Origin of the sequence: Pseudomonas sp. NBRC 111143, from assembly GCF_001320965.1 — a bacterium.
In the GTDB taxonomy this organism is placed as follows: domain Bacteria; phylum Pseudomonadota; class Gammaproteobacteria; order Pseudomonadales; family Pseudomonadaceae; genus Aquipseudomonas; species Aquipseudomonas machongensis.
Genome location: NZ_BCBT01000014.1, coordinates 95,744 through 116,581, shown reverse-complemented (window position 1 = coordinate 116,581; position 20,838 = coordinate 95,744). Strand labels below are relative to the sequence as shown.

The 20,838-nt window shown below is 65.8% G+C and carries 21 protein-coding genes and 1 pseudogene; 10 read left to right on the top strand and 12 right to left on the bottom strand.

Features of this window, described 5'->3' with window-relative positions:
* From APH44_RS30075 to APH44_RS10725, 3 genes and pseudogenes are all read left to right on the top strand, one after another.
* Positions 1-211: pseudogene (locus tag APH44_RS30075) on the top strand (iron ABC transporter substrate-binding protein); the annotation flags it as partial.
* Positions 208-1,269, top strand: a complete 1,062-nt coding sequence (locus APH44_RS10730; protein ID WP_054892671.1) for an iron ABC transporter permease — start codon at positions 208-210, stop codon at positions 1,267-1,269. The pseudogene APH44_RS30075 and the gene APH44_RS10730, both read left to right, overlap by 4 nt.
* On the top strand, positions 1,266-2,027 hold the full coding sequence (locus tag APH44_RS10725; RefSeq protein WP_054892670.1) for an ABC transporter ATP-binding protein: 762 nt from the start codon (positions 1,266-1,268) through the stop codon (positions 2,025-2,027). Before APH44_RS10730 ends, APH44_RS10725 begins: the two co-directional genes overlap by 4 nt.
* Before the next feature lie 39 nt (positions 2,028-2,066).
* On the opposite strand, the gene APH44_RS10720 is transcribed toward APH44_RS10725, so the two are convergent.
* Positions 2,067-2,411 carry a cupin domain-containing protein gene (locus APH44_RS10720; protein ID WP_054892669.1) on the bottom strand — a complete coding sequence of 115 codons (345 nt, stop codon included), beginning with the start codon at positions 2,409-2,411 and terminating at the stop codon, positions 2,067-2,069.
* A gap of 79 nt (positions 2,412-2,490) precedes the next feature.
* Positions 2,491-3,426 (bottom strand): CDF family Co(II)/Ni(II) efflux transporter DmeF, encoded by a 936-nt coding sequence (gene dmeF / locus APH44_RS10715; protein ID WP_054892668.1) that lies wholly within the window; start codon positions 3,424-3,426, stop codon positions 2,491-2,493.
* A gap of 70 nt (positions 3,427-3,496) precedes the next feature.
* Here dmeF and APH44_RS10710 point away from each other — a divergent pair, with 70 nt between their 5' ends.
* On the top strand, positions 3,497-3,772 hold the full coding sequence (locus tag APH44_RS10710) for a metal/formaldehyde-sensitive transcriptional repressor (protein ID WP_054892667.1): 276 nt from the start codon (positions 3,497-3,499) through the stop codon (positions 3,770-3,772).
* 120 nt (positions 3,773-3,892) lie between these two features.
* Here the strand turns inward: APH44_RS10710 and APH44_RS10705 are convergent, their stop codons facing one another.
* The 6 genes from APH44_RS10705 to APH44_RS10680 are packed head-to-tail and all read right to left on the bottom strand — an operon-like array spanning position 3,893 to position 9,629.
* Positions 3,893-4,825 carry a phosphatidate cytidylyltransferase gene (locus APH44_RS10705; RefSeq protein ID WP_054892666.1) on the bottom strand — a complete coding sequence of 311 codons (933 nt, stop codon included), beginning with the start codon at positions 4,823-4,825 and terminating at the stop codon, positions 3,893-3,895.
* 1 nt (position 4,826) lies between these two features.
* Complete coding sequence (locus APH44_RS10700; protein WP_054892665.1) at positions 4,827-5,450, bottom strand: 1-acyl-sn-glycerol-3-phosphate acyltransferase; 624 nt, start codon at positions 5,448-5,450, stop codon at positions 4,827-4,829.
* Between the two features lie 8 nt (positions 5,451-5,458).
* Positions 5,459-5,890 carry a hypothetical protein gene (locus APH44_RS10695; protein ID WP_054892664.1) on the bottom strand — a complete coding sequence of 144 codons (432 nt, stop codon included), beginning with the start codon at positions 5,888-5,890 and terminating at the stop codon, positions 5,459-5,461.
* Entirely contained in the window at positions 5,887-7,245 is a 1,359-nt protein-coding gene (locus tag APH44_RS10690) for a phosphatase PAP2/dual specificity phosphatase family protein (protein WP_054892676.1), read from the bottom strand. Before APH44_RS10690 ends, APH44_RS10695 begins: the two co-directional genes overlap by 4 nt.
* Positions 7,245-8,993, bottom strand: coding sequence for a bifunctional alpha/beta hydrolase/class I SAM-dependent methyltransferase (locus tag APH44_RS10685; protein WP_054892663.1), 1,749 nt, complete (start codon positions 8,991-8,993; stop codon positions 7,245-7,247). The genes APH44_RS10690 and APH44_RS10685 overlap by 1 nt, the downstream gene beginning before the upstream one ends.
* A 30-nt stretch (positions 8,994-9,023) precedes the next feature.
* Positions 9,024-9,629 (bottom strand): CDP-alcohol phosphatidyltransferase family protein, encoded by a 606-nt coding sequence (locus APH44_RS10680; RefSeq protein ID WP_054892662.1) that lies wholly within the window; start codon positions 9,627-9,629, stop codon positions 9,024-9,026.
* 189 nt (positions 9,630-9,818) lie between these two features.
* On the opposite strand from APH44_RS10680, the gene APH44_RS10675 reads away from it, so the two are divergent.
* A complete protein-coding gene (locus APH44_RS10675; protein WP_054892661.1) occupies positions 9,819-10,226 on the top strand; it encodes a type II toxin-antitoxin system HicB family antitoxin in 408 nt (135 codons plus the stop codon).
* 247 nt (positions 10,227-10,473) lie between these two features.
* Positions 10,474-11,112 (top strand): TetR family transcriptional regulator, encoded by a 639-nt coding sequence (locus tag APH44_RS10670; protein ID WP_054892660.1) that lies wholly within the window; start codon positions 10,474-10,476, stop codon positions 11,110-11,112.
* Between the two features lie 2 nt (positions 11,113-11,114).
* Here APH44_RS10670 and APH44_RS10665 read toward each other — a convergent pair whose 3' ends face one another.
* From APH44_RS10665 to APH44_RS10650, 4 genes are all read right to left on the bottom strand, one after another.
* A complete protein-coding gene (locus APH44_RS10665) occupies positions 11,115-14,672 on the bottom strand; it encodes a molybdopterin cofactor-binding domain-containing protein (RefSeq protein WP_054892659.1) in 3,558 nt (1,185 codons plus the stop codon).
* Between the two features lie 15 nt (positions 14,673-14,687).
* Positions 14,688-15,155 carry a (2Fe-2S)-binding protein gene (locus APH44_RS10660; protein ID WP_054892658.1) on the bottom strand — a complete coding sequence of 156 codons (468 nt, stop codon included), beginning with the start codon at positions 15,153-15,155 and terminating at the stop codon, positions 14,688-14,690.
* A 205-nt stretch (positions 15,156-15,360) separates the two neighbouring features.
* A complete protein-coding gene (locus tag APH44_RS10655; protein ID WP_054892657.1) occupies positions 15,361-15,837 on the bottom strand; it encodes a MarR family winged helix-turn-helix transcriptional regulator in 477 nt (158 codons plus the stop codon).
* A gap of 68 nt (positions 15,838-15,905) precedes the next feature.
* Positions 15,906-16,958 carry a 2,5-dihydroxypyridine 5,6-dioxygenase gene (locus APH44_RS10650; RefSeq protein WP_054892656.1) on the bottom strand — a complete coding sequence of 351 codons (1,053 nt, stop codon included), beginning with the start codon at positions 16,956-16,958 and terminating at the stop codon, positions 15,906-15,908.
* A 329-nt stretch (positions 16,959-17,287) separates the two neighbouring features.
* Between APH44_RS10650 and nicC the strand changes: the two genes are divergently transcribed.
* Genes nicC through APH44_RS10630 form a run of 4 tightly spaced genes read left to right on the top strand, consistent with a single transcriptional unit; the run spans position 17,288 to position 20,661 of the window.
* On the top strand, positions 17,288-18,436 hold the full coding sequence (nicC, locus tag APH44_RS10645; protein WP_054892655.1) for a 6-hydroxynicotinate 3-monooxygenase: 1,149 nt from the start codon (positions 17,288-17,290) through the stop codon (positions 18,434-18,436).
* Complete coding sequence (nicD, locus tag APH44_RS10640; RefSeq protein ID WP_054892654.1) at positions 18,433-19,239, top strand: N-formylmaleamate deformylase; 807 nt, start codon at positions 18,433-18,435, stop codon at positions 19,237-19,239. Before nicC ends, nicD begins: the two co-directional genes overlap by 4 nt.
* A gap of 13 nt (positions 19,240-19,252) precedes the next feature.
* On the top strand, positions 19,253-20,005 hold the full coding sequence (locus tag APH44_RS10635; protein WP_054892653.1) for an Asp/Glu racemase: 753 nt from the start codon (positions 19,253-19,255) through the stop codon (positions 20,003-20,005).
* 14 nt (positions 20,006-20,019) lie between these two features.
* Positions 20,020-20,661 carry an N-carbamoylsarcosine amidohydrolase gene (locus tag APH44_RS10630; RefSeq protein ID WP_054892652.1) on the top strand — a complete coding sequence of 214 codons (642 nt, stop codon included), beginning with the start codon at positions 20,020-20,022 and terminating at the stop codon, positions 20,659-20,661.
* Positions 20,662-20,838 lie beyond the last annotated feature (177 nt).

The following is a 20,838-nucleotide window of genomic DNA, read 5'->3' as shown; positions in this document are numbered from 1 at the left end:
CGCACCACTGCGCCCGATTCGCGATGGCCAGGCCCATGGCCTGTGGCATGACTTCTACAACTCGCCGTTCAACATCCTCGCCATCGAAGCCATGGCTCGCTGGGTTCACCCCGAGCGCTTCAAGGATCTGGATCCGCAAGCGACCATGACCGACATCAACCACTTGCTGAAGGTCGGCCTGGACGGCCACTACTGGATCGACGCCAAGTGACCGCCCAGGCTCTGGACGGCGCCGCGCTGGCTGCCTGGCGTTATCGGCGCCTGCTCTGGCGGCGCGCCGGGCTGGTCGGAGGGCTGGCCGTGCTGCTGGCGCTGGCGGTGCTCGGCGACCTGGCCAGCGGCGCCTCCGGCATGGGGCTCGGACAACTGCTGCATGGGGTGTTCGACCCGAACGCACTGAGCGCCACCGAACGGGTGATCATCTGGAACGTGCGCCTGCCTTACGCGCTGATGGCGGTGCTGGTCGGGGCCGCGCTGGCACTGGCCGGCGCCGAGATGCAGGCGATCCTCGACAACCCGCTGGCCAGCCCTTTCACCCTGGGTGTGTCCTCTGCCGCGGCGCTGGGTGCGTCGCTGGCCATCGCCTATCCGCTGTCGGTTGCCTGGCTGACGCCGAGCGCCCAGGTGACGGTGATGGCGTTCGTCTTCGCCTGCCTGTCGGTACTGCTGCTGCAGGCCATGTCGCGGCTGCGCGGCGCCGGGGTCGAAAGCCTCGTGCTGTTCGGTATCGCGCTGGTGTTCAGTTGCAACGCATTGGTGTCGTTGCTGCAATTGCTGGCCACCGAGGATGTGCTGCAGCAACTGGTGTTCTGGACCCTCGGTAGCCTGGCGCGGGCCAACTGGCAGAAGCTGGGCATTCTTGCTGCGGTGCTGGCGCTGGTGCTGCCGTTCTCGCTGCGCGCCGCCCCGGCCATGACCCTGCTGCGCATGGGCGAAGACCGTGCCCGCAGCTTCGGCGTGGACACCCGGCGCCTGCGCGTCGCCTCGCTGCTGCGCATCAGCCTGCTGTCGGCGACCGCCGTGGCCTTTGTCGGCACCATCGGATTTATCGGCCTGGTCGGCCCGCACATCGCCCGCCTGTTGGTGGGTGAGGACCAGCGCTTCCTGCTGCCGGCGAGTGCACTGGTCGGAGCGTTGCTGCTGTCGCTGTCGTCGATCGCCAGCAAGCTGATCCTGCCAGGAGTGATCGTGCCGGTGGGGATCGTCACTGCCCTGGTGGGCGTCCCGGTGTTCGTGGTGCTGGTGTTCCGGCGGGGGAGAAGGTTGTGAGCTTGCGTATCGAAGGGCTGTCGGTCAGCTATGGCGCGCGTCGGATCATCCAGCAACTGAGCCTGCCGCCGTTGCCGACGGGCAGCCTGGTGGCGCTGGTCGGGCCCAACGGGGCGGGCAAGTCCACCCTGCTGCGGGCCCTGGCCGGGCTGGAGCGGACGCAGGGCGCGGTGCACCTGGGCGATGAGGACGTTACCCGCCTGAGTTTCGCCGAACGCGCCCGGCGCCTGGCCTACATGCCACAGCAACTGCCGCCGGGGCTGGCGCTCGGGGTGCTGGAGAGCATCGTCGCTGCGCTGCGCGTGGGGGCTGCCGATGACCTGTTGGCGACCGCCTTCGATGCGCTGCGCCAGTTGGGCATCGAGCACCTGGCCGAGCAAGGCTTGGACAGCCTGTCCGGCGGCCAGCGCCAACTGGTGGCCCTGGCCCAGTTGCTGGCGCGCAATCCACAGGTGCTGTTGCTCGACGAGCCGACCAGCGCCCTGGATCTGCACTACCAACTGCGGGTGATGGATGCAGTGCGTGAGCGGGTGGTGCGCCATCGGCTGTTGGCGGTCGCGGTGCTGCACGACATCAACCTGGCGGCCAGCCATGCCGATTGCCTGGTGATGCTGGAGAAGGGCCGGGTGGTGGCCTGCGGCACCCCGGCCGAGGTACTCGAACCGCAGTTGCTGGCGCAGGTATATGGCGTCGAGGCGCGGGTCGAGCAGTGCTCCCGTGGTCGCTTGCAGGTGCTGGTGGACCGGGCGCTGCGCTGAGCTGCCGGCCCGGCTGCACGCCCGCTCCGTCGGCCGCAGTCAGGCGAAGACGAAGTACTTGCGTACGGTCTCGACCACTTCCCAGGTGCCTTTCATGCCGGGCTCGATGACGAACACATCGCCGCCCTTGAGGTGCTTGGGCTCTTCGCCTTCGGGGGTGATGATGCAGTAGCCCTCGAGGAAGTGGCAGAACTCCCACTTCTCGTAGTTGACCTCGAACTTGCCAGGCGTGCAGATCCAGGTGCCCATGATCTTGCTGCCATCGGTCGACAGGTAGGCATTGAGGTTGACGGTGTGCGGGTCGCCGCCGATGCGTTTCCACTTGGTCGCATCGACCACCGGGGTCGGACAGGTTTCGCGCAGGACGGTGATGAAGTCGGACATGGCAGGGCTCCTGATGACGGGCTGAGTGACCCGTCACCTTAGGGGCTGGGCGAAAGGCACGGTTGCCTGCGCTCGACATTCATCTGTCTGGATGCGCTATGGCGTTCACCTCGACGGTGATATGCGCAAGCTCCTCGTGTTCCGCCAATGCCTGGCGTACACGGTCGGCACTCAGGCCTGCGGTGCAGGCCAGGCCGAGGATGCAGGCGTACTGGTCTTTGCCGACGCGCCACAGGTGCAGGTCGGTGATGCTCGCCTGGACCGGCAGCGCGGCGACCGCTTCGCGGATTTCTTCGACCAGGGGCGCGTCCATCTCGGCATCCAGCAGCACCCTCCCGGTGTCGCGCAGCAGTCCCCTTGCCCAAAGCGCCACCAGTACTGCGCCAAGCAGGCCCATGACTGGGTCGAGCCAGGCGGCGCCCCACAATTTGCCCGCCACCAGGGCGACGATAGCCAGCACGGAGGTCGCCGCATCGGCGATGACGTGCAGGTAGGCCGAGCGCAGGTTCAGGTCGTGTTGGTGGTGGCCATGCTCATGGTTTTGCTCGTGGTGGTGGGCATGATCGTCGCGCAGCAGCCAGGCGCAGATCAGGTTGACTCCAAGGCCGATCACAGCGATGAAGATTGCCTCGTCGTAGTGGATGGGACCGGGCGTGAGCAGGCGCTCGACCGACTGGAAGGCCATCAGCCCCGCGACCCCGAGCAGCAGCAGGGCGCTGGAGTAGCCGCCCAGGATCTCGATCTTCCAGGTGCCGAAGGCAAAGCGCCGATCTGTGGCATAGCGGCGCGCCGCGGCGTAGGCCAGTAGCGAAAGGCCCAGGGCCAGGGCATGCGAGCTCATGTGCCAGCCATCGGCGAGCAGGGCCATGGAGTTGAAGAACCAGCCCCCGGCGATTTCCGCGACCATCATGATCGCCGTGAGCCAGACGGCCAGGCGCGTCTTGCGCTCGGCACCGAGGTTGCTGGTGTGGAACTGATGGCTGTGCAGCCATTTGTCAGAGGTGGTGGCCTTCATGGTTTATCATGCTCCCGTATGATCCAGAAATATACTATACCCCAGTATACATATCATAATGTGAGACGCCATGGCACACACGTTGAAGAACAAGAAGTCGCTGCTGACCCGAGTGCGCAAGATCAAGGGCCAGGCCGGCGCACTGGAGAAGGCGCTCGAGCAGGAGAAGGACTGTCTCGCGATCCTGCAGCAGATCGCTGCGGTGCGCGGGGCGGTAAACGGCCTGATGGCCGAGGTCATGGAAGGGCATATCCGCGAGCACCTGGTGGCAGACGGGCTGAGCGTCCAAGAGCGCCAGGAAGAGGCGGACAAGGTGGCTGCGCTGCTGCGCTCCTACCTCAAGTGATTTCAGGGGGGTGAGCCAGCGGGGTGTCGCGCAGGGCTTATACCCCAGGGGGGTATTGGTGGTGAGGATCGGTGGGGGCGGGTAGGGCGCAACACCGCTGCACCCCGACCCTGCGCTGGGCTAGGCCCACCAGTAGCGCACGAAGTGGAAGAACACCGGCGCGGCGAAGCACACCGAATCCATGCGGTCGAGCATGCCGCCATGCCCTTCGATCATGTGCCCCCAGTCCTTCACCCCACGGTCGCGCTTGATGGCCGACATCACCAGGCCGCCAAAGAAACCCATGGCGTTGACCGTCAGCGCCATCAGCGCTGCCTGCCAGAAGTTGAACGGGGTGATCCAGCACAGCAGCGCGCCGACCAGCGTGGCCAACGCCACCCCGCCGGCCAGGCCTTCGACGGTTTTGGACGGCGACAGGTTGGGCGCCACCTTGCGCTTGCCGAACAGCTTGCCGCACACGTACTGCAGCACGTCGCTGATCTGCACCACCAGGATCAGCCAGGCGATCAGCAGCAGGTTGCGGCCCTCGTAGCCGGGGATGTCCAAGGTCATCAGCGCGGGCACCGACGACACGCAGTACACCGCGATCATCAGGCCCCACTGCACCTTCGAGGCGCGCTCCAGGAAGCGCGTCGTATCCCCACCAAAGCTGGCGAGGATCGGCAGCAGCAAAAACAGGTACACCGGGATGAAGATGCTGAACATGCCGTACCAGTCCATGGCGATCAGCAAATACTGCACCGGCAACGCGACGTAGAACGCAGCCACCAGCGCCGGGTAGTCGCTGCGCCGGGTCGGGGTGAGGGTCATGAACTCGCGCAGGGCGTAGAACGACACGCAATAGAACAGCACGATCACGCCGTACTTGCCGAACACGAAGGCCAGGCCGATCACCAGCACCATCACCCACCAGGCGTTGATGCGTGCGTTGAGGTTGTCGATCACCGCGTGCGGCGCGGAGCCTGCGCGCCACTTGAGCAGGCGGCCGATGACGCTGGCCAGGAGCAGCAGGGCGCCGATGCCGGCGAACAGGGACAAGGTGTTGTGATCCATCTCAGGCTTCCTTCGGGGCCAGGTTCAGCAAGGCTTGACGGGCCCGCTCGAGAAACGCCTGCTTGCTTTCGTCAGGCAGCACCTGCAATGGCTCGCCGAAACTCAGCGTGCACAGCAGCGGCAACGGCAGGGCGCGGCCCTTGGGCATCACCCGGTTGAGGTTGGCGATCCACACCGGTACCACCTCGATTTCCGGCTGGGCAGAGGCGAGGTGGAACAGGCCGCTCTTGAATGGCAGCAGTGGATCGTCTCCAAGATTGCGCGTGCCTTCCGGGAAGAAGATCAGCGAATCGCCCTGGGCCAGGGCGTCGAACACCGGTTGCAACGGGTTGTCCTGGCCTTCGCTGCGCTGGCGATCAATGAGGATGCCGTTGAACACCTTGCGAATGACGAAATTGCGCAGCCCGGGCTTGTTCCAGTAATCCGCGCCGGCCACAGGCCGCGTTCGGCGCCGCAAGGGCTCCGGCAGGGAGGCCCAGAGCAGGACGAAATCGCCGTGGCTGCTGTGGTTGGCGAAATACAGGCGCTGCACCGGTTGTGGCGTGCAGCCGAGCCACAGGGCACGGGCGCCGGTGATCAGGCGCGCGGCGGAGGTGATGGCGAAGGCGGTGAGGGCGGCGAGCATGGTGCGGGTCATCCGGTGAAGGGCAGTGTCAGCAGGGTAGCCAAGGTCAACAGCAACTGCAGGCCCAGGCACAGGGCCTGGCGGCGCAACAGGGCGAGTGCAGCCTGGCTGCGGGTTGGCCAGTCGCGTGGGTCGTCGGCGCGGGCCTTGAGGTTCAGCGCGAACAGCGCTCGGTCCAGGGCGCGGGTGTCGTCAGTGAGCTGGGTACTGCTGGCCAGGCGATCGAAGAGCTCGGCATCCAGGGCCACGCGCACCGCCCAGTACTTGTGGGCAAGGCCGAGGAGCAGCAGCACGATGCACAGCGCACTGGCCAGCGGATGCAGGTGCAGGCCGAGCAGTGGCGCGAGGCCGTAGGCGACGGCCAGCAGGGTCAGGGCGTCAGACAGCCGTTCCAGTTGTCGGCCGCGGGCTAGCAGGGTGGCGACCAGGTGCAGGTTCATGGCTGGACTCCGAGTTGCAGCAGGGCATGACGGTGGCCGGGGTGCAGTACTACGCCCGGGCGGGCCTGGCGGATGAGGGCTTCGGCGGCGTCGATGTCGGCGCAGCGGCCGCTGTGGATCAGCCAGGCCGCCACGGCGCTGGCGCTGCGTGAATAGCCCAGGGCGCAGCAGACCAGCAGCGGGCCTTGCTGGCGCAGGCGGTCGATGACTTCTGCGGCCTGGAGCAGCAGGGCGGGGCTTGGGGGGATGAGGTCCAGGGTGGGCAGGCTGAAGTAGGTTGTCTGTTCTGGCCCATTCGCGGGCAAGCCCGCTCCTACAGGGTCAACAGGCGCTGTGGCTGGCCATGGGCAGGGTAGCTCCGCACACAAATCCACCACCGCCGCAAAATCACCTGCCTCGCCCAATCCGGGAATCCGTCCCAGATACACCCCGTCGCATACTTCATCTGCCTGCGGATGCCGCCATGTCCAGGCTCGTGAGTTGATCCAGGCGCCAACCAGGTAAGGCGCCAGCAGCCAGGTCGCGGCGTTCGACAGATGCCCATCCGTAGCTTTCTGGAACCCGCTGGCCCCCAGCAGCACATAGTTCAGCGCTACCACCAGCAACGCCACTGCCGGCCACAGTAAACACAGCCACCCTCCACCCAGCCTGAAGGCCAGCAGCGCACACAACAGGGCGCCGATGCCATAGCGCAAGCCAAGCCGCCAGCGTTTCGGCTCACGCGCCAGATGCGCCTCGCGCAGCGGCAACGCGCCCTGGTGCGGCCATAGCCACAGGCACAGCAGCCCCACCAGTGCGCCGCTGGGCAGGTCGATGAAGTGGTGCTGCCAGGTGGTCAGCACCGAGAGCCCGATCAAGGCCATCCAGCCGTGCACGGCCCAGCGCCAGAGCGGTTTGCGGGTGTGCCGGGCGAACATGCTCCAGATGATCACCAGCAGCGCGATATGCAGCGACGGTGCCTGGTTATAGGGTTTGTCGAAGCCCATCAGCACATCGAACAGCCAGCCGAACATGCCTGCCAGCTCCGGCCGCTCGAAGGTGAAACGCAGCGGCCACAGCAGGAAGCAACTGACGCTGACCAGCTGCGCGGTCAACAGCGCCAGGGCATGGCGGTCCATCTCCCGACGCGTGAGCGGCAGCAGGAATGACAGGCCATACAACAGGTCGATCGACCAGTACGGAATGATCGTCCATGGCCACAGCGGCATGTGCCGTTCCCAGCCGAACACCAGGCTGCCGACATCGTCGCGCCCGGCGGTGTAGGTGTTGGCCAGGCCGTAACTGAGGAAGAAGAACGGCCCGAGCAGCAACAGCCACAGGACGCCGCGCCGGATGAGCCCGGCTTCGCGCGTCATCAGCGAACCCGCTGGGCCAGGCTGACGCTGAAGATGCCCCATTCGTCGATGCGCTGGGCAATCTTGCGAAAACCTGCCGCCTCCACCAACTGGTCCATCTCGGCCTGGCTGCGCCGGCGCATGACCCAGGCGTCGCCGCCGCGGTGGCTGGTCAGGGCGCGGGCGATCATCTCCAGTTGCGGATGCCATGGCTGGCCGGTGTAGACCAGGTAGCCGCCGTCTTCCACGGCGTCGGCCAGGCCCGCCAGGGAGTCGCCCACCAGTTGGTTGCTGGCGAACAGCTCATAGAGCCCGGACACCACCGCCAGGGTGGGGCGCGGGTCGAGGCTCGCCAGGCTCTGGCGGTCGAAGGCATCGCCCTGGACGAAACGGGCAATCTCGCCCAGGCCCTTTTCGTCGATCAGCGCGCTGCCCTGCTGCACGTTCAGCTCGCTGTAGTCGCGCAGCAGGATCGAGTCCGGCAATTGCTCCTGCAGCGCTTCGAGGATGTAGCGGCCGTGGCCGGCGGCGATATCGACGATGTGCACAGGTCGTGCCTGTTCGCGCAGGCGAGCGATGGCCAGGCGCAGCAGTTCCTCGACATGCACCTTGCGTTGGCGGATACCACGCCAGCCGATGGCATCGAGGTAGTTGCGATCGATCAGCTCGCCCAGTTTGCCCTTGCCGGTCGCCTGGTTGCGGTACACGTAGTCCAGGGTGCTGCCGGAGTCGAAGCCGGTGTCGAAACCCAGCTTCACCCCTTCGGACAGCCCCTTGCCCAGGCGCAGGCTGGCGCGGTAGCTGCGCCAGTAGAGGTCGCGCGGCGAGTTGTGCGGCAGCGGTGCGGCCAGGCTCTCGGCCTCGGCGCAGCTGGCACCGACCTTGTCGGCATCGAGCAGCGAAGGCGCAGGCAGCGGTGCGTCGAAACAGTGGGCGATGAAGCGCTCGATCCGCGCCAGGGCGTGGGCGCGGTCGCGTTCGCCGAGGGTGTCGTGGAAGAAGCCGGGCAGGATATGCATCTCCTTGCGCGGGCTGCCCAGGCGCTCGAAGAAACGCTCCTGCGGGCCGCGTTCCACCACGAAGTCCGCGCCGGACACCAGCAACTGGGTCGGTATCTGGATGGCCTGGGCGTCGGCGACCACGCGGTCGGCTGCCTCGTACAGGCCCAGCAGCACGGTCACCGAGATCGGTCGGCTGATCAGCGGGTCTGCGGTGTACGACATCACCCGTTCCGGATCATGGGTGAGCAGCCGCGGCTTGACGTAGCTGTTGACGAAGAAGTTGCCGCGCAGGGCCTTGAGCAGTTTCAGGCCGGGGCGAGCGAAGGGCACGTAGAGCTTGACCTTGAACGCCGGCGAGGCCAGCACCAGGCAGCGCACCTTGGGCGCGTAGTCGTGGGCCCAGGTGGCGATCAGCACTGCGCCGACGCTCTGCGCCAGCACGACCATATCGGGCTCGGCGATACCGTGCCGCGCCTGGATATGTTCGATGAAGGTCTGCACGTCGCGTACGCTGGTGGCGAAGCTCGGACTGTCGCCACGGGCCCCTGGCGACAGGCCATGGCCACGGGCGTCCCAGGCGAAGATGTCGTAACCGGGCAGGTCCAGTTCGTCGGCCAGGTGCGCCATGCGCCCGCCGTGCTCGTGCCCGCGATGGAACATCACCAGTGCCCGGCGCGGTTGGTGCTCGTTGCGGGTGGCCGGCCAGTGCCGGTAGTGCAGCTCGACGCCGTCGTGGGTCGAGAAGTGCAGCGATTGCGCTTGGCGCATGGTGAAAGTCCTTGTCCTGCGGCGGTGGGGTCAGCGGGTTTCGGCCAGCCCGTGGCGTACCCGGTTGTAGAGGGTATAGAGCGAGAGCAGCAGGATGACCAGCAGCAGGCCGTTGATCCACGTCGGATTCAGCACGCCGAAGGCCACGCCGGTACCCAGTACGCCGAAGGCAAAGGCCCGGTCGCTCTTGCCCATCGGGCCGTCGTAACGCCGCGAAGCACCGGCCAGCGGGCCCATCACCCCGGCGTATTCACTGATGACGGCAAGCAACACCACCAGCACCACCAGTGCCGGCGACACCCCGACCAGCAACGCGAAGGGCAGGTACAGCGCCGCGTCGGCAATCACGTCGCACAGTTCGTTGAGGTAGGCACCGAGGGTCGATTGCTGGCCGAACTCGCGGGCCAGCATGCCGTCGACGGCATTGAGCGCCATGCGCAGCAGCATCCACACCGGGACAAGGATGAACAGCCAGGTGACGTGGGGCAGCCAGGCGAGCAGCAGCCCGAGCAGCACCGACACCAACGCTGCGGCGACGGTGACCTGGTTGGCAGTGACGCCGCGATCGTAGAGACGCTGCACCGAAGGGCGCAGCAGAGCCTGGAAGCGGGGTTTGAGCTGATAGATCGATGGCACGGTGAGTTCCCTGTCGTGGTGCGGCGTGGAGGGGATTGTGGGGAAAGAGATTGGCGGGCGGCAAGGTGCATTTGTCCTACATGTGAACCAGATAAAGCCTTCACCTCAAAGAGCGTGCCACCGCTCGTCAGGGATTGTGTGGGTAGTGTGTATTAGGGGCTGGTTTAAGTTAAGGAGATGTATGAGTCGATGAAATTTCCAGTTGTTTTGCACAAGGACATAGATTCCGACTACGGCGTGACCGTACCCGATGTCCCAGGTTGTTTTTCTGCCGGCGTCTCCGCTGCCCAAGCGCTCGATAACGTCCAGGAGGCACTGGCGCTGCATTTTGAAGGCCTTGTCGCCGATGACGAGCCTTTACCCCAGGCGCAGGAGATCGATGTACACGTGGCCAATCCGGATTTTGCCGGTGGTATCTGGGCCGTAGTTGATTTTGATGTCACGCCCTACTTGGGCAAGGCGGTGCGTTTCAATGCGACGCTGCCAGAGAACCTGCTGCAGCGCATCGACGAGAAGGTGAAGCGCGATAGTCGATATGCCTCGCGTTCCGGTTTTCTGGCTTCAGCTGCGCTGCGCGAGTTGTCGATTGCCTATTGAAGTAGCCATTGCGGCTACAACGCATCCCGCGCCTTGCCGCGATACACCCGCAGCACATCCGCCATTACCGCCGGGCGATTTCCACTGGCGACTTGCTGCCCAGGTCCAGCCCGATCGGCCTGTGCAGGCGTTCGATCTGCTGGGCCGGTCGACATGCAGCATGTTCGGTTACCCCGTTCCAATCGTTGGCGCCACACCCCATGTCTGTGGCAGTGTTGGCTATCTGGCCAGCCCCACAGGGACCGACATGCAGACTCGCAAAACCGGTGTTCGTGCCCAGCAGGCCGACCGCACCAAGGACAACATCCTCAAGGCCGCGGTGAAGGTCTTCAGCAAGGAGGGCTTCACCGGCGGGCGCGTCGAGCAGATCTCCACGCTGGCCAAGTCCAACGACCGGATGATCTATTACTACTTCGGCAACAAGGAAAAGCTGTTCATCAGCGTGCTGGAGCATATCTACGCCAGCTTCAACCAGGCCGAGGCCAAGCTGCGCCTTGACTTGTCCGACCCCGAGAGCGCGTTGCGCCAACTGGTGGCGTTCATCTGGGACTACTACGTGCGTCATCCCGAGTTCGTTACCATCCTGGCCACCGAAAACCTTCACCAGGGCCAGCACGCGCGCAAGTCGCAGAACCTGCAGGCGTTGTCCGGCGAGGCGGTCGGCGTGCTGCGGCCGATCATCGAGGCGGGGCAGGCCAAGGGCCTGTTCCGCAATGACATCGACATCACCCACGCCTACCTGATGATTGCCTCGCTCTGCTATTTCTATAACTCCAACCGCCATACGCTCAGCTCGTTCCTCGCCGTGGACCTCGCCGACAAGCAGGCCAAGGCCGACTGGCTGGACTTCATCAGCGATCTCGCCCTGCGCGGTCTGCGCCGCTAGCCTCAGTGGCTGCCGGGGTTGGCGCGTACCTGCGCGCTCTTCGCCGCCAGCCCTTGCCATGCCGGTTTGTCGGCGGCGAAACGCTGGCGCAGGTAGGCGGCCAGGTCCGCCACCTGGCGGTCCGAGAGGCTATCCCTGAAGCCGGGCATATAGCCCAGGTCGCGGGTCGCAGGCGTTGGAATACCGTGCAGGATCACGCGCAGCAGGTTGTCCGGCACATCGCTGTGCACGTTGCTGTTGACCGCCATCGACGGGCTGACACCGAACAGCTTCGGGCCCAGGCCATCGCTGTGACAGGCCATGCACGCACCTTTGAATACCCGCTCGCCATTGCTGATGGACAGTTGCGTATCGACCTGGGGCGCAGCCTGGGTCGCGACCGTCTGCGGCTCGCCGTCCAGTGAACTCAGGTAGTGGGCAATGGCCCGCACGTCGCTCTCCGGCAAGGTCGCCAGCTCGCTGACCACTGGCCCCATGGGCCCGGCAGCGACACCGTGCTTGTCGGAGAAACCGGTACGCAGATAGTTGAACAGCTCGCTCTCGCTCCAGGGCGTGGACGACTTGCCCAGGGCGTTGAGTGCTGGCGCCTCCCAACCATCGACCATGCCCCCGGCCAGGTAGCTCTTGCCGGCTTTTTCCGCGCCCATCAGGTTGCGCGGCGAGTGACAGGCGGTGCAGTGCCCGAGGCCGTCGACCAGGTAGGCGCCGCGGTTCCACTGCGCACTGCGCTGTGGGTCGGGCTGGTACTCGCCGCGCTTGAGGAACAGCGCGTTCCAGCCGGCCATCAGCGGGCGCTGGTTGAACGGGAAACGCATGTCGTTGGCCGGCGCCTCCTGGCGTACCGGTGTCTGCGACATCAGGTAGGCGTACAGCGCCTGCATGTCACCGTCGGTGATATTGCGAAACGAGGTGTAGGGAAAGGCCGGGTACAGATGTCGGCCGTCGCGGCTGATGCCCTCGCGCATGGCGCGCTCGAAGGCGGCGAACGACCAGCGGCCGATGCCGGTTTCCGGATCGGGCGTGATGTTGGTGCTGTACAGCGTGCCGAATGGCGTTTCCATCGCCAGGCCGCCGGCATTGACCTTGCCGCCGCTGACCGTGTGGCACACCGCGCAATCGCCGGCCGCCGCCACCTGGCGCCCGCGTTCGAGCATCGCCGCCGACCAGCTGCCGGCCGCCGGAGGCGTCACCGGCGCGATTTCCGTGCGAAAGGGCAGGGCCGTGGCGAGCATGCCCAGGGCGGCACCGAACACGCCGGCGATCGAGCCGAACCACCACTTCGAGCGTTTCGGCGCGGGCTGTGCTGGCGCAGACGAATCCTCGCCGTTACCGCCAAGCGCAGCACGCACCCGTTCGGCCGTGATCGGCAACTCGCGAAAGCGTATGCCGGTGGCGTCGAAGATCGCGTTGGCGATGGCCGCCGCGCTCGGCACCGAGGCCGACTCGCCGCTGCCCATCGGTGGTTCGTGTTGGCGCGGCAGCATCATCACGTCGATGGCAGGCAGCTCCGGGAAGGTGAGGATCGGGTAGCCGCCCCATTCCTTGCTGGCCACCGTCGATTCCTCGAAGTGCACCTGTTCCTTGAGTACGCGGCTGGTGGATTGGATCACGTTGCCGTGGATCTGGTGCCGCACGCCCTCGGGGTTGACCATCATGCCCGCGTCATGGCCGATCACCACACGGGTGACGGCCACCTCGCCGGTGCGCCGGTCCACCGCCACATCGGCGACCCAGGCCGCCCAGGCCGCCCCGAAGCCTGGGAATTTGCTGTGGATGTAGCGCGCATAGGCAAAGCCGCGACCGCGCAACACGTCGCCCTCGGCGGGCGCCTGCATGGGCTGGGTGTGCGCCTGCCACTGCGCGCGTTCGGCGGTGGCCTTGACCAGATCGATGGCACGCGGGTCGGACAGGTGGCGCAGGCGGTATTCGACCGGGTCGACGCCTGCCGCGAAGGCCAGTTCGTCGATGTAGGACTCGTGGGCGAAGCTGTTGGGCATCGCCGACACGCCACGCATCCACGAGGCGCGTACCAGCGGTGTCATGTCATTGATGGTGACGCGCATGTGTTCGTAGTCGTAGGGCGGAATCGAGGTGCGGTCGCCCATTTCGAACAGCGCCGGCACCGGTTCCACCGCGCCGGTCAGCAGCAGGGCGAGGGTGGGGGCGCCGTTGGAGGGGTAGCTGGTCTGGAAGTCGTAGGCGGCGACCGTGCCGTCGGCGTTCAGGCCGCCGTCGATCTCCATCAGTTGCGCGGTGCCCTTGGGTTCCCAGACGTGCTCCTGCTCGCGGGTCAGTTGCACTCGCACCGGGCGCCCGACCGCTCGCGACAGCAGCACCGCGTCGGCGCACACGTCGTCGGCGCAGTTGCGGCCGTAGCAGCCCGCCGCCTCCATGCGGATGATCTCGATGCGCGCTTCGGGGCATTCCAGCAACCAGGCGAGATCGGCGCGCAGCAGGTGCGGATTCTGGGTGCCGGACCAGACGCGGATCTGGCCTTCGGTGAAGTCGGCCAGGGCACAGGACGGGCCGATCGAGCCATGCAGCTGGTAGGGCCACAGGTAACTGCGGCTCAGGCGCTGGCTGGCATTGGCGATGCCCGCGTCGACCTCGCCCTTGTCCAGTACGGTGCGCTGCACCCTGGGGTTGTCGCGGATGGCCTGGGCGACGTCGCTGAGGTCGGGCAGCTTGCCAGTGAACGGCTTCCAGCTCAGCTTGAGGTCGTGGGCGGCGCGGATCGCCTGCTCCTCACGCTCGGCCACCACGCCGACGAAGTCGCGGATCACCACCACGGCGACCACGCCAGGCACATGGGCGATGGAGCTTTCATCCACCGCCAGCAGGCTGTTGCCGACGAACTCGCCGCTGTCGTGACCGGCATAGGGCGGGCGGATCACCCGGCCGTGGAGCATGTCGGGCAGGCGCATGTCGTGCACGTAGGTCAGCTCGCCGGTGGCCTTGCCGGGGATGTCTACCCGCGCGGCGCTGCGCCCGACCAGGCGATAGTCCTCGACGGCCTTGAGCGGCGCGTCGTCGGCGATGCGCAATTGCTGGTTTTGCCCGCGGACCAGGTCGGCGAAGGGGAGGCGACGGCCGTCTTCGGCGATCACCGCGCCTTCTTCGATCCGCAACGCATTGGCTGCGCAGCCCAGCTCAAGGGCGGCCTGCTGCAGCAGGAAGCGTCGCGCCGTGGCCGCGGCCTTGCGCAAGGGCACGGCGGAAATCTGCAGGGTGGCGCTGGCGATGGTCGCGCCCTGGTTCGGCGCACGCTCGGTGTCGCCGAGCACCATGTGCACCTGGTCCATGCGCAGGTCCAGCTCCTCGGCGACGATTTGCGCCAGCGAGGTGCGGATGCCGGTACCCAGGTCGACGTGGCCATTGAAGGCGTAGACCAGGCCGTCGTCGCTGACGGCGATGAACAGTGCCAGTTCGCGGTCCTTGATTACCGGTGTCACGCCCTTTGCGACCGGCCCTGAGGGTGGGGTGATCTCGTCGACGATCAGCAGCACGCCGCGGCTGGCCAGCAATTGCTCGCGTGAAGGCACCTGTTGCGAGTGATTCATGAGGTTCTCCGGATCTCAGGCCTGGCGGCCGGCGGCGCGGCGCACCGCGCGCAGGATTTCGACGTGGGTGCCGCAGCGGCAGAGGTTGCCGGACAGTTCGTTGCGGATCTGTTCGTCGGTGGGATTGGGGATACGGTCGAGCAGGGCCTTGGCGGTCATGATCATGCCGTTCATGCAGTAGCCGCACTGGGCCGCCTGTTCGTCGATGAACGCCTGCTGCACCGGGTGCGGCGCGGCCTTGTTACCGAGACCTTCGAGCGTGGTGACCTCGCGGCCTTCGGCGCCGGCCAGCGGAATCACGCAGGAGCGCGCGGCCACCCCGTCGATGATTACCGTGCAGGCCCCGCACTCGCCCAGGCCGCAGCCGTACTTGGGGCCGTTCAGGCACAGGTCGTTGCGCAGGATCAGCAGCAGCGGTGTGTCGGCGTCGGCGCTGACATCCACAGGCTGACCGTTGATCCGCAGGGAGATGGTTGTTTGCATTGTTGGCTCATCTCTGGGGCGCTACCAAAGAACACAATTGGTGCGCTTTTTCGGTAAGTACTCACTACATGAAATGGTGAGCAAGAAGCAGGCCAGAGATGGAATGGAAGGGGGTAGGGGGCGGGTGGGGCCCGTATCATGCCCCATGGTGCTGCTTTCGCGGCGGTTCGGCGCCCCGACTTGCCCGCGAAAGGGCGGCGGGGTGCTAGCCAGCCACTTCGTCGCTGTCGATCATCTTGCGCAACAGGAACAGGATCGCCACCCGCTCCCCGGCATTGAGGCTGCCCATGCTCAGCTCGCTGATCTGTCGTGCGCACGGAATCATCGCATCGAGCAGCGCCGAGCCGCTTTCGGTGAGCTCGACGATGACCTTGCGCCGGTCGTCCGGGTCTGGCGACAGCTGCACCAGTTCGCGCGCCTTGAGGCGCTCGACGATGCCACGGATGGTCGCCTGGTCCACCGCCGTGGCCTTGATCAGCTCGGCCTGGGAGCTGGGCCCGTGGTCGCGCAGGGCGCACAGGGTGACGAACTGGATCGAGGTGAGCTGTGGATCGCACGCCTGCTGCTGGAAGATCGCCGTATGCCGCTGGTACGCCTTGCGCAGCAAGTGGCCGATCTGTTCGGTGACGTCATACGGCGTGGTGTCGAGCGGGGTGGTAACGGGGGTGGTTTTCTTCGGCATGTTATGGCTTGGGCTGTGTGGGTTGGCTGGCCGGCCCCCGAAAGCGGAGCGCCGGGCCAGTATAACCCCTATCGGGCCTTGGACTCCTCGGGCGCGACCACCTCGCCGGCCAGCACCACGGCCTGGTCGTCCAGGTAGATATCGCAGTTGCGCAGCGGGATATCCAGGTGGCACGGGGTCTTGCGCTTGCCGCCGACCTCGGTGTTGGGGCCGGTGGAGAACAGGAAGTTGCCGTAGAAGGCGCGGGCGTCCATGCACATGCCGTCGTTGCGGTCGTGCAGGCCCATGGCGGTCCATTGCGCGCGGGGTTGCAGGCCCCAGCCGATGTGGGAGATGCCGTACACCTCGGGGTCGTTGAAGTACTTCATGTAGTCACGCAGGTACTCGGCCTCGAAGCCGCCGTGGATACCGGTGATGAAGCCTTTCTCGATCTCCAGGGTGATGCGCTCGCGGCAGTAGTTCTTGAACGGCAGGATGATGTCGCCGACATCCAGCACCAGCGTACCTTCGGCGCTGTCCTCGTTCGGCCAGGTGAAGAGAAAGCCACTGGGCCAGTGGTCCCAGCGTCCCGGCTCGTCGGCGTAGCCGTATTCGGTGACCGCCTGATACTGGCCGAGCGGGGCGTGGAAGTCGCTGCCGGCCTTGGAACGCACGTGCATGCTGCGCGCTTGCTTGAGCAGGGTTTCGGCGGCCAGCACACGACGCTTGTCGTCCTCGGTGGGCAGCATGCGCGCCAGTACTTCCGGGGGTTCGACCGCCAGCAGGATGCGCGTGCCGGTCTTGAGGATCTGCTCCTGCTCGGGGGAGTGCAGCAGCATCATGGTGTCGACGATCAAGTCGGCCGCTTCCAGCGCCCGCTGGGCGGCGATGTTGCCGGTCAGCGCGGTGTCGCCGCAGTAAGCGGTCATGTCGTTGCCCATCGCCGTGGGGTGGTTGAACGACGGCAACTCCACCGCATAGACCTTGGCCTTCAGGCGCTGCGCGGCCTCCATCGCGGCGTTGACCGTGCGCGGGTCGGAGTAGTGGCTCTTGAGCACGGCGACGCTCTGGGTTTCGTCAACCCGAGACAGTTTCAGCACGTGTTCGAACATCTGGGTCAGCTCTGCATTGCTCACCGGCATGGGGGTTCTCCTGGTCAGGACTCAAGGGTCGAGCGGCTGCACCACGGCAGTGCCGGGCGCGTCATCTCGGTGCAAAACAATAGTGTGTACACCATATTTGATCAGATGAAAGCGCATCCCGCCGATTAGCGCAAGCCTTGCGATCAAACGTTACCTATCCACACATATTCCAATGTTTGCGGTAACAATGACCGCGTTATCGCCATTGATCGCGGTCCTTGAAAATATTTCGCACTGCCTCTTCCAATTAAAAAAATAGAGCGTATACACTCTAAATCGTCGAGCGGCCGAACCGCTGGCAACACATCAGAACAAGAGGAGACATACCCATGCGGGGTAGGCAGAAAATCGCAATCGTCGGTGCAGGTCTGGGTGGGGCGGCGGCCGCCACGTTGCTGCAGCAGGCCGGGTTCGACGTCGAGGTGTTCGAGCAGGCGCCGGAGTTCACCCGCCTTGGTGCGGGCATCCACATCGGCCCCAACGTGATGAAGATCTTCCGTCGCATGGGCCTCGAGCAGAAGCTGGAGCTGATGAGCTCGCACCCGGACTTCTGGTTCAGCCGCGACGGCAAGACCGGCGACTACCTGGCGCGGATTCCGCTGGGCGAGTTCGCTCGCCGCGAGTACGGCGCCTCGTACATCACCATCCACCGCGGCGACCTGCACGCGCTGCAGATCGAGGCGATCAAGCCGGGCACCGTGCATTTCGGCAAGCGCCTGGAAAAGATCGTCGACGAGGGTGACCAGGTGCGCCTGGACTTCGCCGACGGCACTCATACCGTGGCCGATATCGTCATCGGTGCCGATGGCATCCACTCGAAGATCCGCGAGGAACTGCTGGGCGCTGAAGCGCCGATCTACAGCGGTTGGGTCGCTCATCGTGCGCTGATTCGCGGCGACAAGCTCAAGCAGCACGCAGACGTGTTCGAGGACTGCGTGAAGTGGTGGACCGACGATCGTCACATGATGGTCTACTACACCACCGGCAAACGCGACGAGTACTACTTCGTCACCGGCGTACCGCACGAGGCTTGGGACTTCCAGGGCCCGTTCGTGGACAGCAGCCAGGAAGAGATGCGCGCCGCCTTCGAGGGCTACCACTCGACGGTGCACAAGCTGATCGACGCGACCGAGTCCATCACCAAGTGGCCGCTGCGCAACCGCAACCCGCTGCCGCTGTGGAGCCGTGGCCGCCTGGTGCTGCTGGGCGATGCCTGCCATCCGATGAAGCCGCACATGGCCCAGGGCGCCTGCATGGCCATCGAGGACGCGGCAATGCTGACCCGCTGCCTGCAGGAGACCGGGCTGTCCGACCACCGCACCGCCTTCGCCCTCTACGAAGCCAACCGCAAGGAACGCGCCTCGCGGGTGCAGTCGGTGTCCAACGCCAATACCTTCCTCTACACCCAGGAAGACCCGGCGTGGGTCTACGGCTATGACCTCTATGGCCAGGAACTGAAAAGCGGGGAGGCGGCATGAGCAGCTTCGTCGCCGGCGGCAACGTCAGCGCCAACGGCATCCGCCAGCACTACCTGCGCTACGGCGGCAAGGGGCCGGCGCTGATCCTGGTGCCGGGGATCACCAGCCCGGCGATCACCTGGGGGTTCGTCGCCGAGCGCCTCGGCCAGCACTTCGACACCTATGTGCTGGACGTGCGCGGGCGTGGCTTGTCCTCCAGCGGCCCTGGCCTGGACTACGGCACCGACGCCTGCGCCGCCGACATTCCGGCCTTCGCCGCAGCGCTTGGGCTTGGCAGTTATCACCTGGTCGGTCATTCGATGGGCGCACGCTTCGCCATTCGCGCTGCCGCCCAGGGCGCGCCGGGCCTGCAGCGCCTGGTGCTGATCGATCCACCGGTGTCCGGCCCGGGCCGTCGCGAGTATCCCAGCAAGCTGCCGTGGTACGTCGATTCGATCCGCCAGGCGACGATCGGCATGACCGGTGAGGACATGCGTGCCTTCTGCGCGACCTGGAGCGACGAGCAACTGGCCCTGCGCGCCGAATGGCTGCACACCTGCCACGAGCCGGCGATCGTGCGGGCCTTCAACGATTTCCACGAGGTGGATATCCATCAGGACCTGCCTGCCGTGCGCCAGCCAGCGCTGCTGATGGTGGCCGGACGTGGCGGTGTGATCCAGGCGCAGGACATCGCCGAGATCCGCGAACTCAAGCCGGATATCCAGGTGGTTCAGGTCGACAACGCCGGCCACATGATTCCCTGGGACGACCTCGAAGGCTTCTTTGCCGCCTTCGGCGATTTCCTCGACCACCCCCTCGTCTGAAGGAGCACGAGACATGACCAAGCTGTATCGCATCGGCCAGATCGTGCCGAGTTCGAACACCACCATGGAAACCGAGATCCCGGCGATGCTCACCGCGCGCCAGGCGATCCGCCCGGAGCGCTTCACCTTCCACTCCAGCCGCATGCGCATGAAGCAGGTGAAGAAGGAAGAACTGGCGGCGATGGACGCCGAGTCCGACCGCTGCGCGGTGGAGTTGTCCGACGCCAAGGTCGACGTGCTGGGCTACGCGTGCCTGGTGGCGATCATGGCCATGGGGCTGGGCTATCACCGCCAGTCGGAGAAACGCTTGCAGAAAGCCACCGCCGACAACGACGCGCTGGCGCCGGTGATCACCAGTGCAGGTGCCTTGGTCGAGGCGTTGCACGTCATGAAGGCCAAGCGCATCGCCATCGTTGCGCCCTACATGAAGCCGCTGACCGAGCTGGTGGTGAACTACATCCGTGAAGAGGGCTTCGAGGTTCAGGACTGGCGTGCGCTGGAGATCCCCGACAACCTCGCCGTGGCGCGCCATGATCCGGCCAACCTGCCGGGCATCGTCGCCGGCATGAACCTGGAAGGCGTCGATGTGGTGGTGCTGTCGGCCTGCGTGCAGATGCAGTCGCTACCCGCCGTGGCCAAGGTCGAGGCACAGACCGGCAAGCCGGTCGTCACCGCGGCCATCGCCACCACCTACGCCATGCTCAAGGCGCTGGACCTGGAGCCTGTGGTTCCGGGCGCTGGTGCCCTGCTGTCGGGCGCCTACTGAAACGGGAGACGGACATGAGCGACGCACAGAGCGCCCGTGACAACTACCAGGGCGTGTGGGGCCAGCGCATCGGCTTCGGCCGCAAGGCGGCCCTGCTGATGATCGACTTCATGCAGGGCTACACCACCCCCGGTGCGCCGCTCTACGCCCCCGGCGTGGTGTCGGCCGTCGAGCAGGCCAGCGGCCTGCTGGCGCTGGCGCGTGACTGCGGTACTCTGGTGGTCCACACCAATATCCGCTACCAGCCCCCGCACTTTGCCGATGGTGGCGTGTGGGTACGCAAGGCGCCGGTGATGAGGGACATGGTCGAGGGCAATCCACTGGCTGCATTCTGCGAGGCGGTGATGCCACTGGCGCAGGAAGTGGTGCTGAGCAAGCAGTATGCGAGCGCCTTTTTCGGCACCAGCCTTGCACCGCTGCTGCATGCGCAAGGGGTCGACACCGTGGTGCTGGCCGGCTGCTCCACCAGCGGCTGTATCCGCGCCAGTGCGGTGGATGCGCTGCAGCACGGGTTCCGGACCATCGTGGTGCGCGAGTGCGTCGGCGATCGCCATGAGGATCCGCACGAAGCGAACCTGTTCGACATCGACAGCAAGTACGGCGATGTCGTCAGCCGCCAGGAGGCCATGGAGCAACTCAAGCGCCTGGCCGACTGAGCCGGGCGCTTTGTACCCATAACAATCGAGGAACGGTGCAGGAACGCCCGTTCCATCGCCGTCCGCTGTGCGGACGGTCGCCCCGCAGGAGCACTCGGGGTCTTGTGACGCTGCCCTGGACAGCCGCCTGTAGTGTGCGGCGCTCTTGGAGCGTCGAAAACTGCTGGCCTAAAAACA

Coding starts and splice junctions, on each gene's coding strand:
- APH44_RS10720 (WP_054892669.1), bottom strand. CDS start 2,411: ATGTCCGACTTCATCACCGTCCTGCGCGAAACCTGTCCGACCCCGGTG.
- dmeF (WP_054892668.1), bottom strand. CDS start 3,426: ATGAAGGCCACCACCTCTGACAAATGGCTGCACAGCCATCAGTTCCAC.
- APH44_RS10710 (WP_054892667.1), top strand. CDS start 3,497: ATGGCACACACGTTGAAGAACAAGAAGTCGCTGCTGACCCGAGTGCGC.
- APH44_RS10705 (WP_054892666.1), bottom strand. CDS start 4,825: ATGGATCACAACACCTTGTCCCTGTTCGCCGGCATCGGCGCCCTGCTG.
- APH44_RS10700 (WP_054892665.1), bottom strand. CDS start 5,450: ATGCTCGCCGCCCTCACCGCCTTCGCCATCACCTCCGCCGCGCGCCTG.
- APH44_RS10695 (WP_054892664.1), bottom strand. CDS start 5,890: ATGAACCTGCACCTGGTCGCCACCCTGCTAGCCCGCGGCCGACAACTG.
- APH44_RS10690 (WP_054892676.1), bottom strand. CDS start 7,245: ATGACGCGCGAAGCCGGGCTCATCCGGCGCGGCGTCCTGTGGCTGTTG.
- APH44_RS10685 (WP_054892663.1), bottom strand. CDS start 8,993: ATGCGCCAAGCGCAATCGCTGCACTTCTCGACCCACGACGGCGTCGAG.
- APH44_RS10675 (WP_054892661.1), top strand. CDS start 9,819: ATGAAATTTCCAGTTGTTTTGCACAAGGACATAGATTCCGACTACGGC.
- APH44_RS10670 (WP_054892660.1), top strand. CDS start 10,474: ATGCAGACTCGCAAAACCGGTGTTCGTGCCCAGCAGGCCGACCGCACC.
- APH44_RS10665 (WP_054892659.1), bottom strand. CDS start 14,672: ATGAATCACTCGCAACAGGTGCCTTCACGCGAGCAATTGCTGGCCAGC.
- APH44_RS10660 (WP_054892658.1), bottom strand. CDS start 15,155: ATGCAAACAACCATCTCCCTGCGGATCAACGGTCAGCCTGTGGATGTC.
- APH44_RS10655 (WP_054892657.1), bottom strand. CDS start 15,837: ATGCCGAAGAAAACCACCCCCGTTACCACCCCGCTCGACACCACGCCG.
- APH44_RS10650 (WP_054892656.1), bottom strand. CDS start 16,958: ATGCCGGTGAGCAATGCAGAGCTGACCCAGATGTTCGAACACGTGCTG.
- nicC (WP_054892655.1), top strand. CDS start 17,288: ATGCGGGGTAGGCAGAAAATCGCAATCGTCGGTGCAGGTCTGGGTGGG.
- nicD (WP_054892654.1), top strand. CDS start 18,433: ATGAGCAGCTTCGTCGCCGGCGGCAACGTCAGCGCCAACGGCATCCGC.
- APH44_RS10635 (WP_054892653.1), top strand. CDS start 19,253: ATGACCAAGCTGTATCGCATCGGCCAGATCGTGCCGAGTTCGAACACC.
- APH44_RS10630 (WP_054892652.1), top strand. CDS start 20,020: ATGAGCGACGCACAGAGCGCCCGTGACAACTACCAGGGCGTGTGGGGC.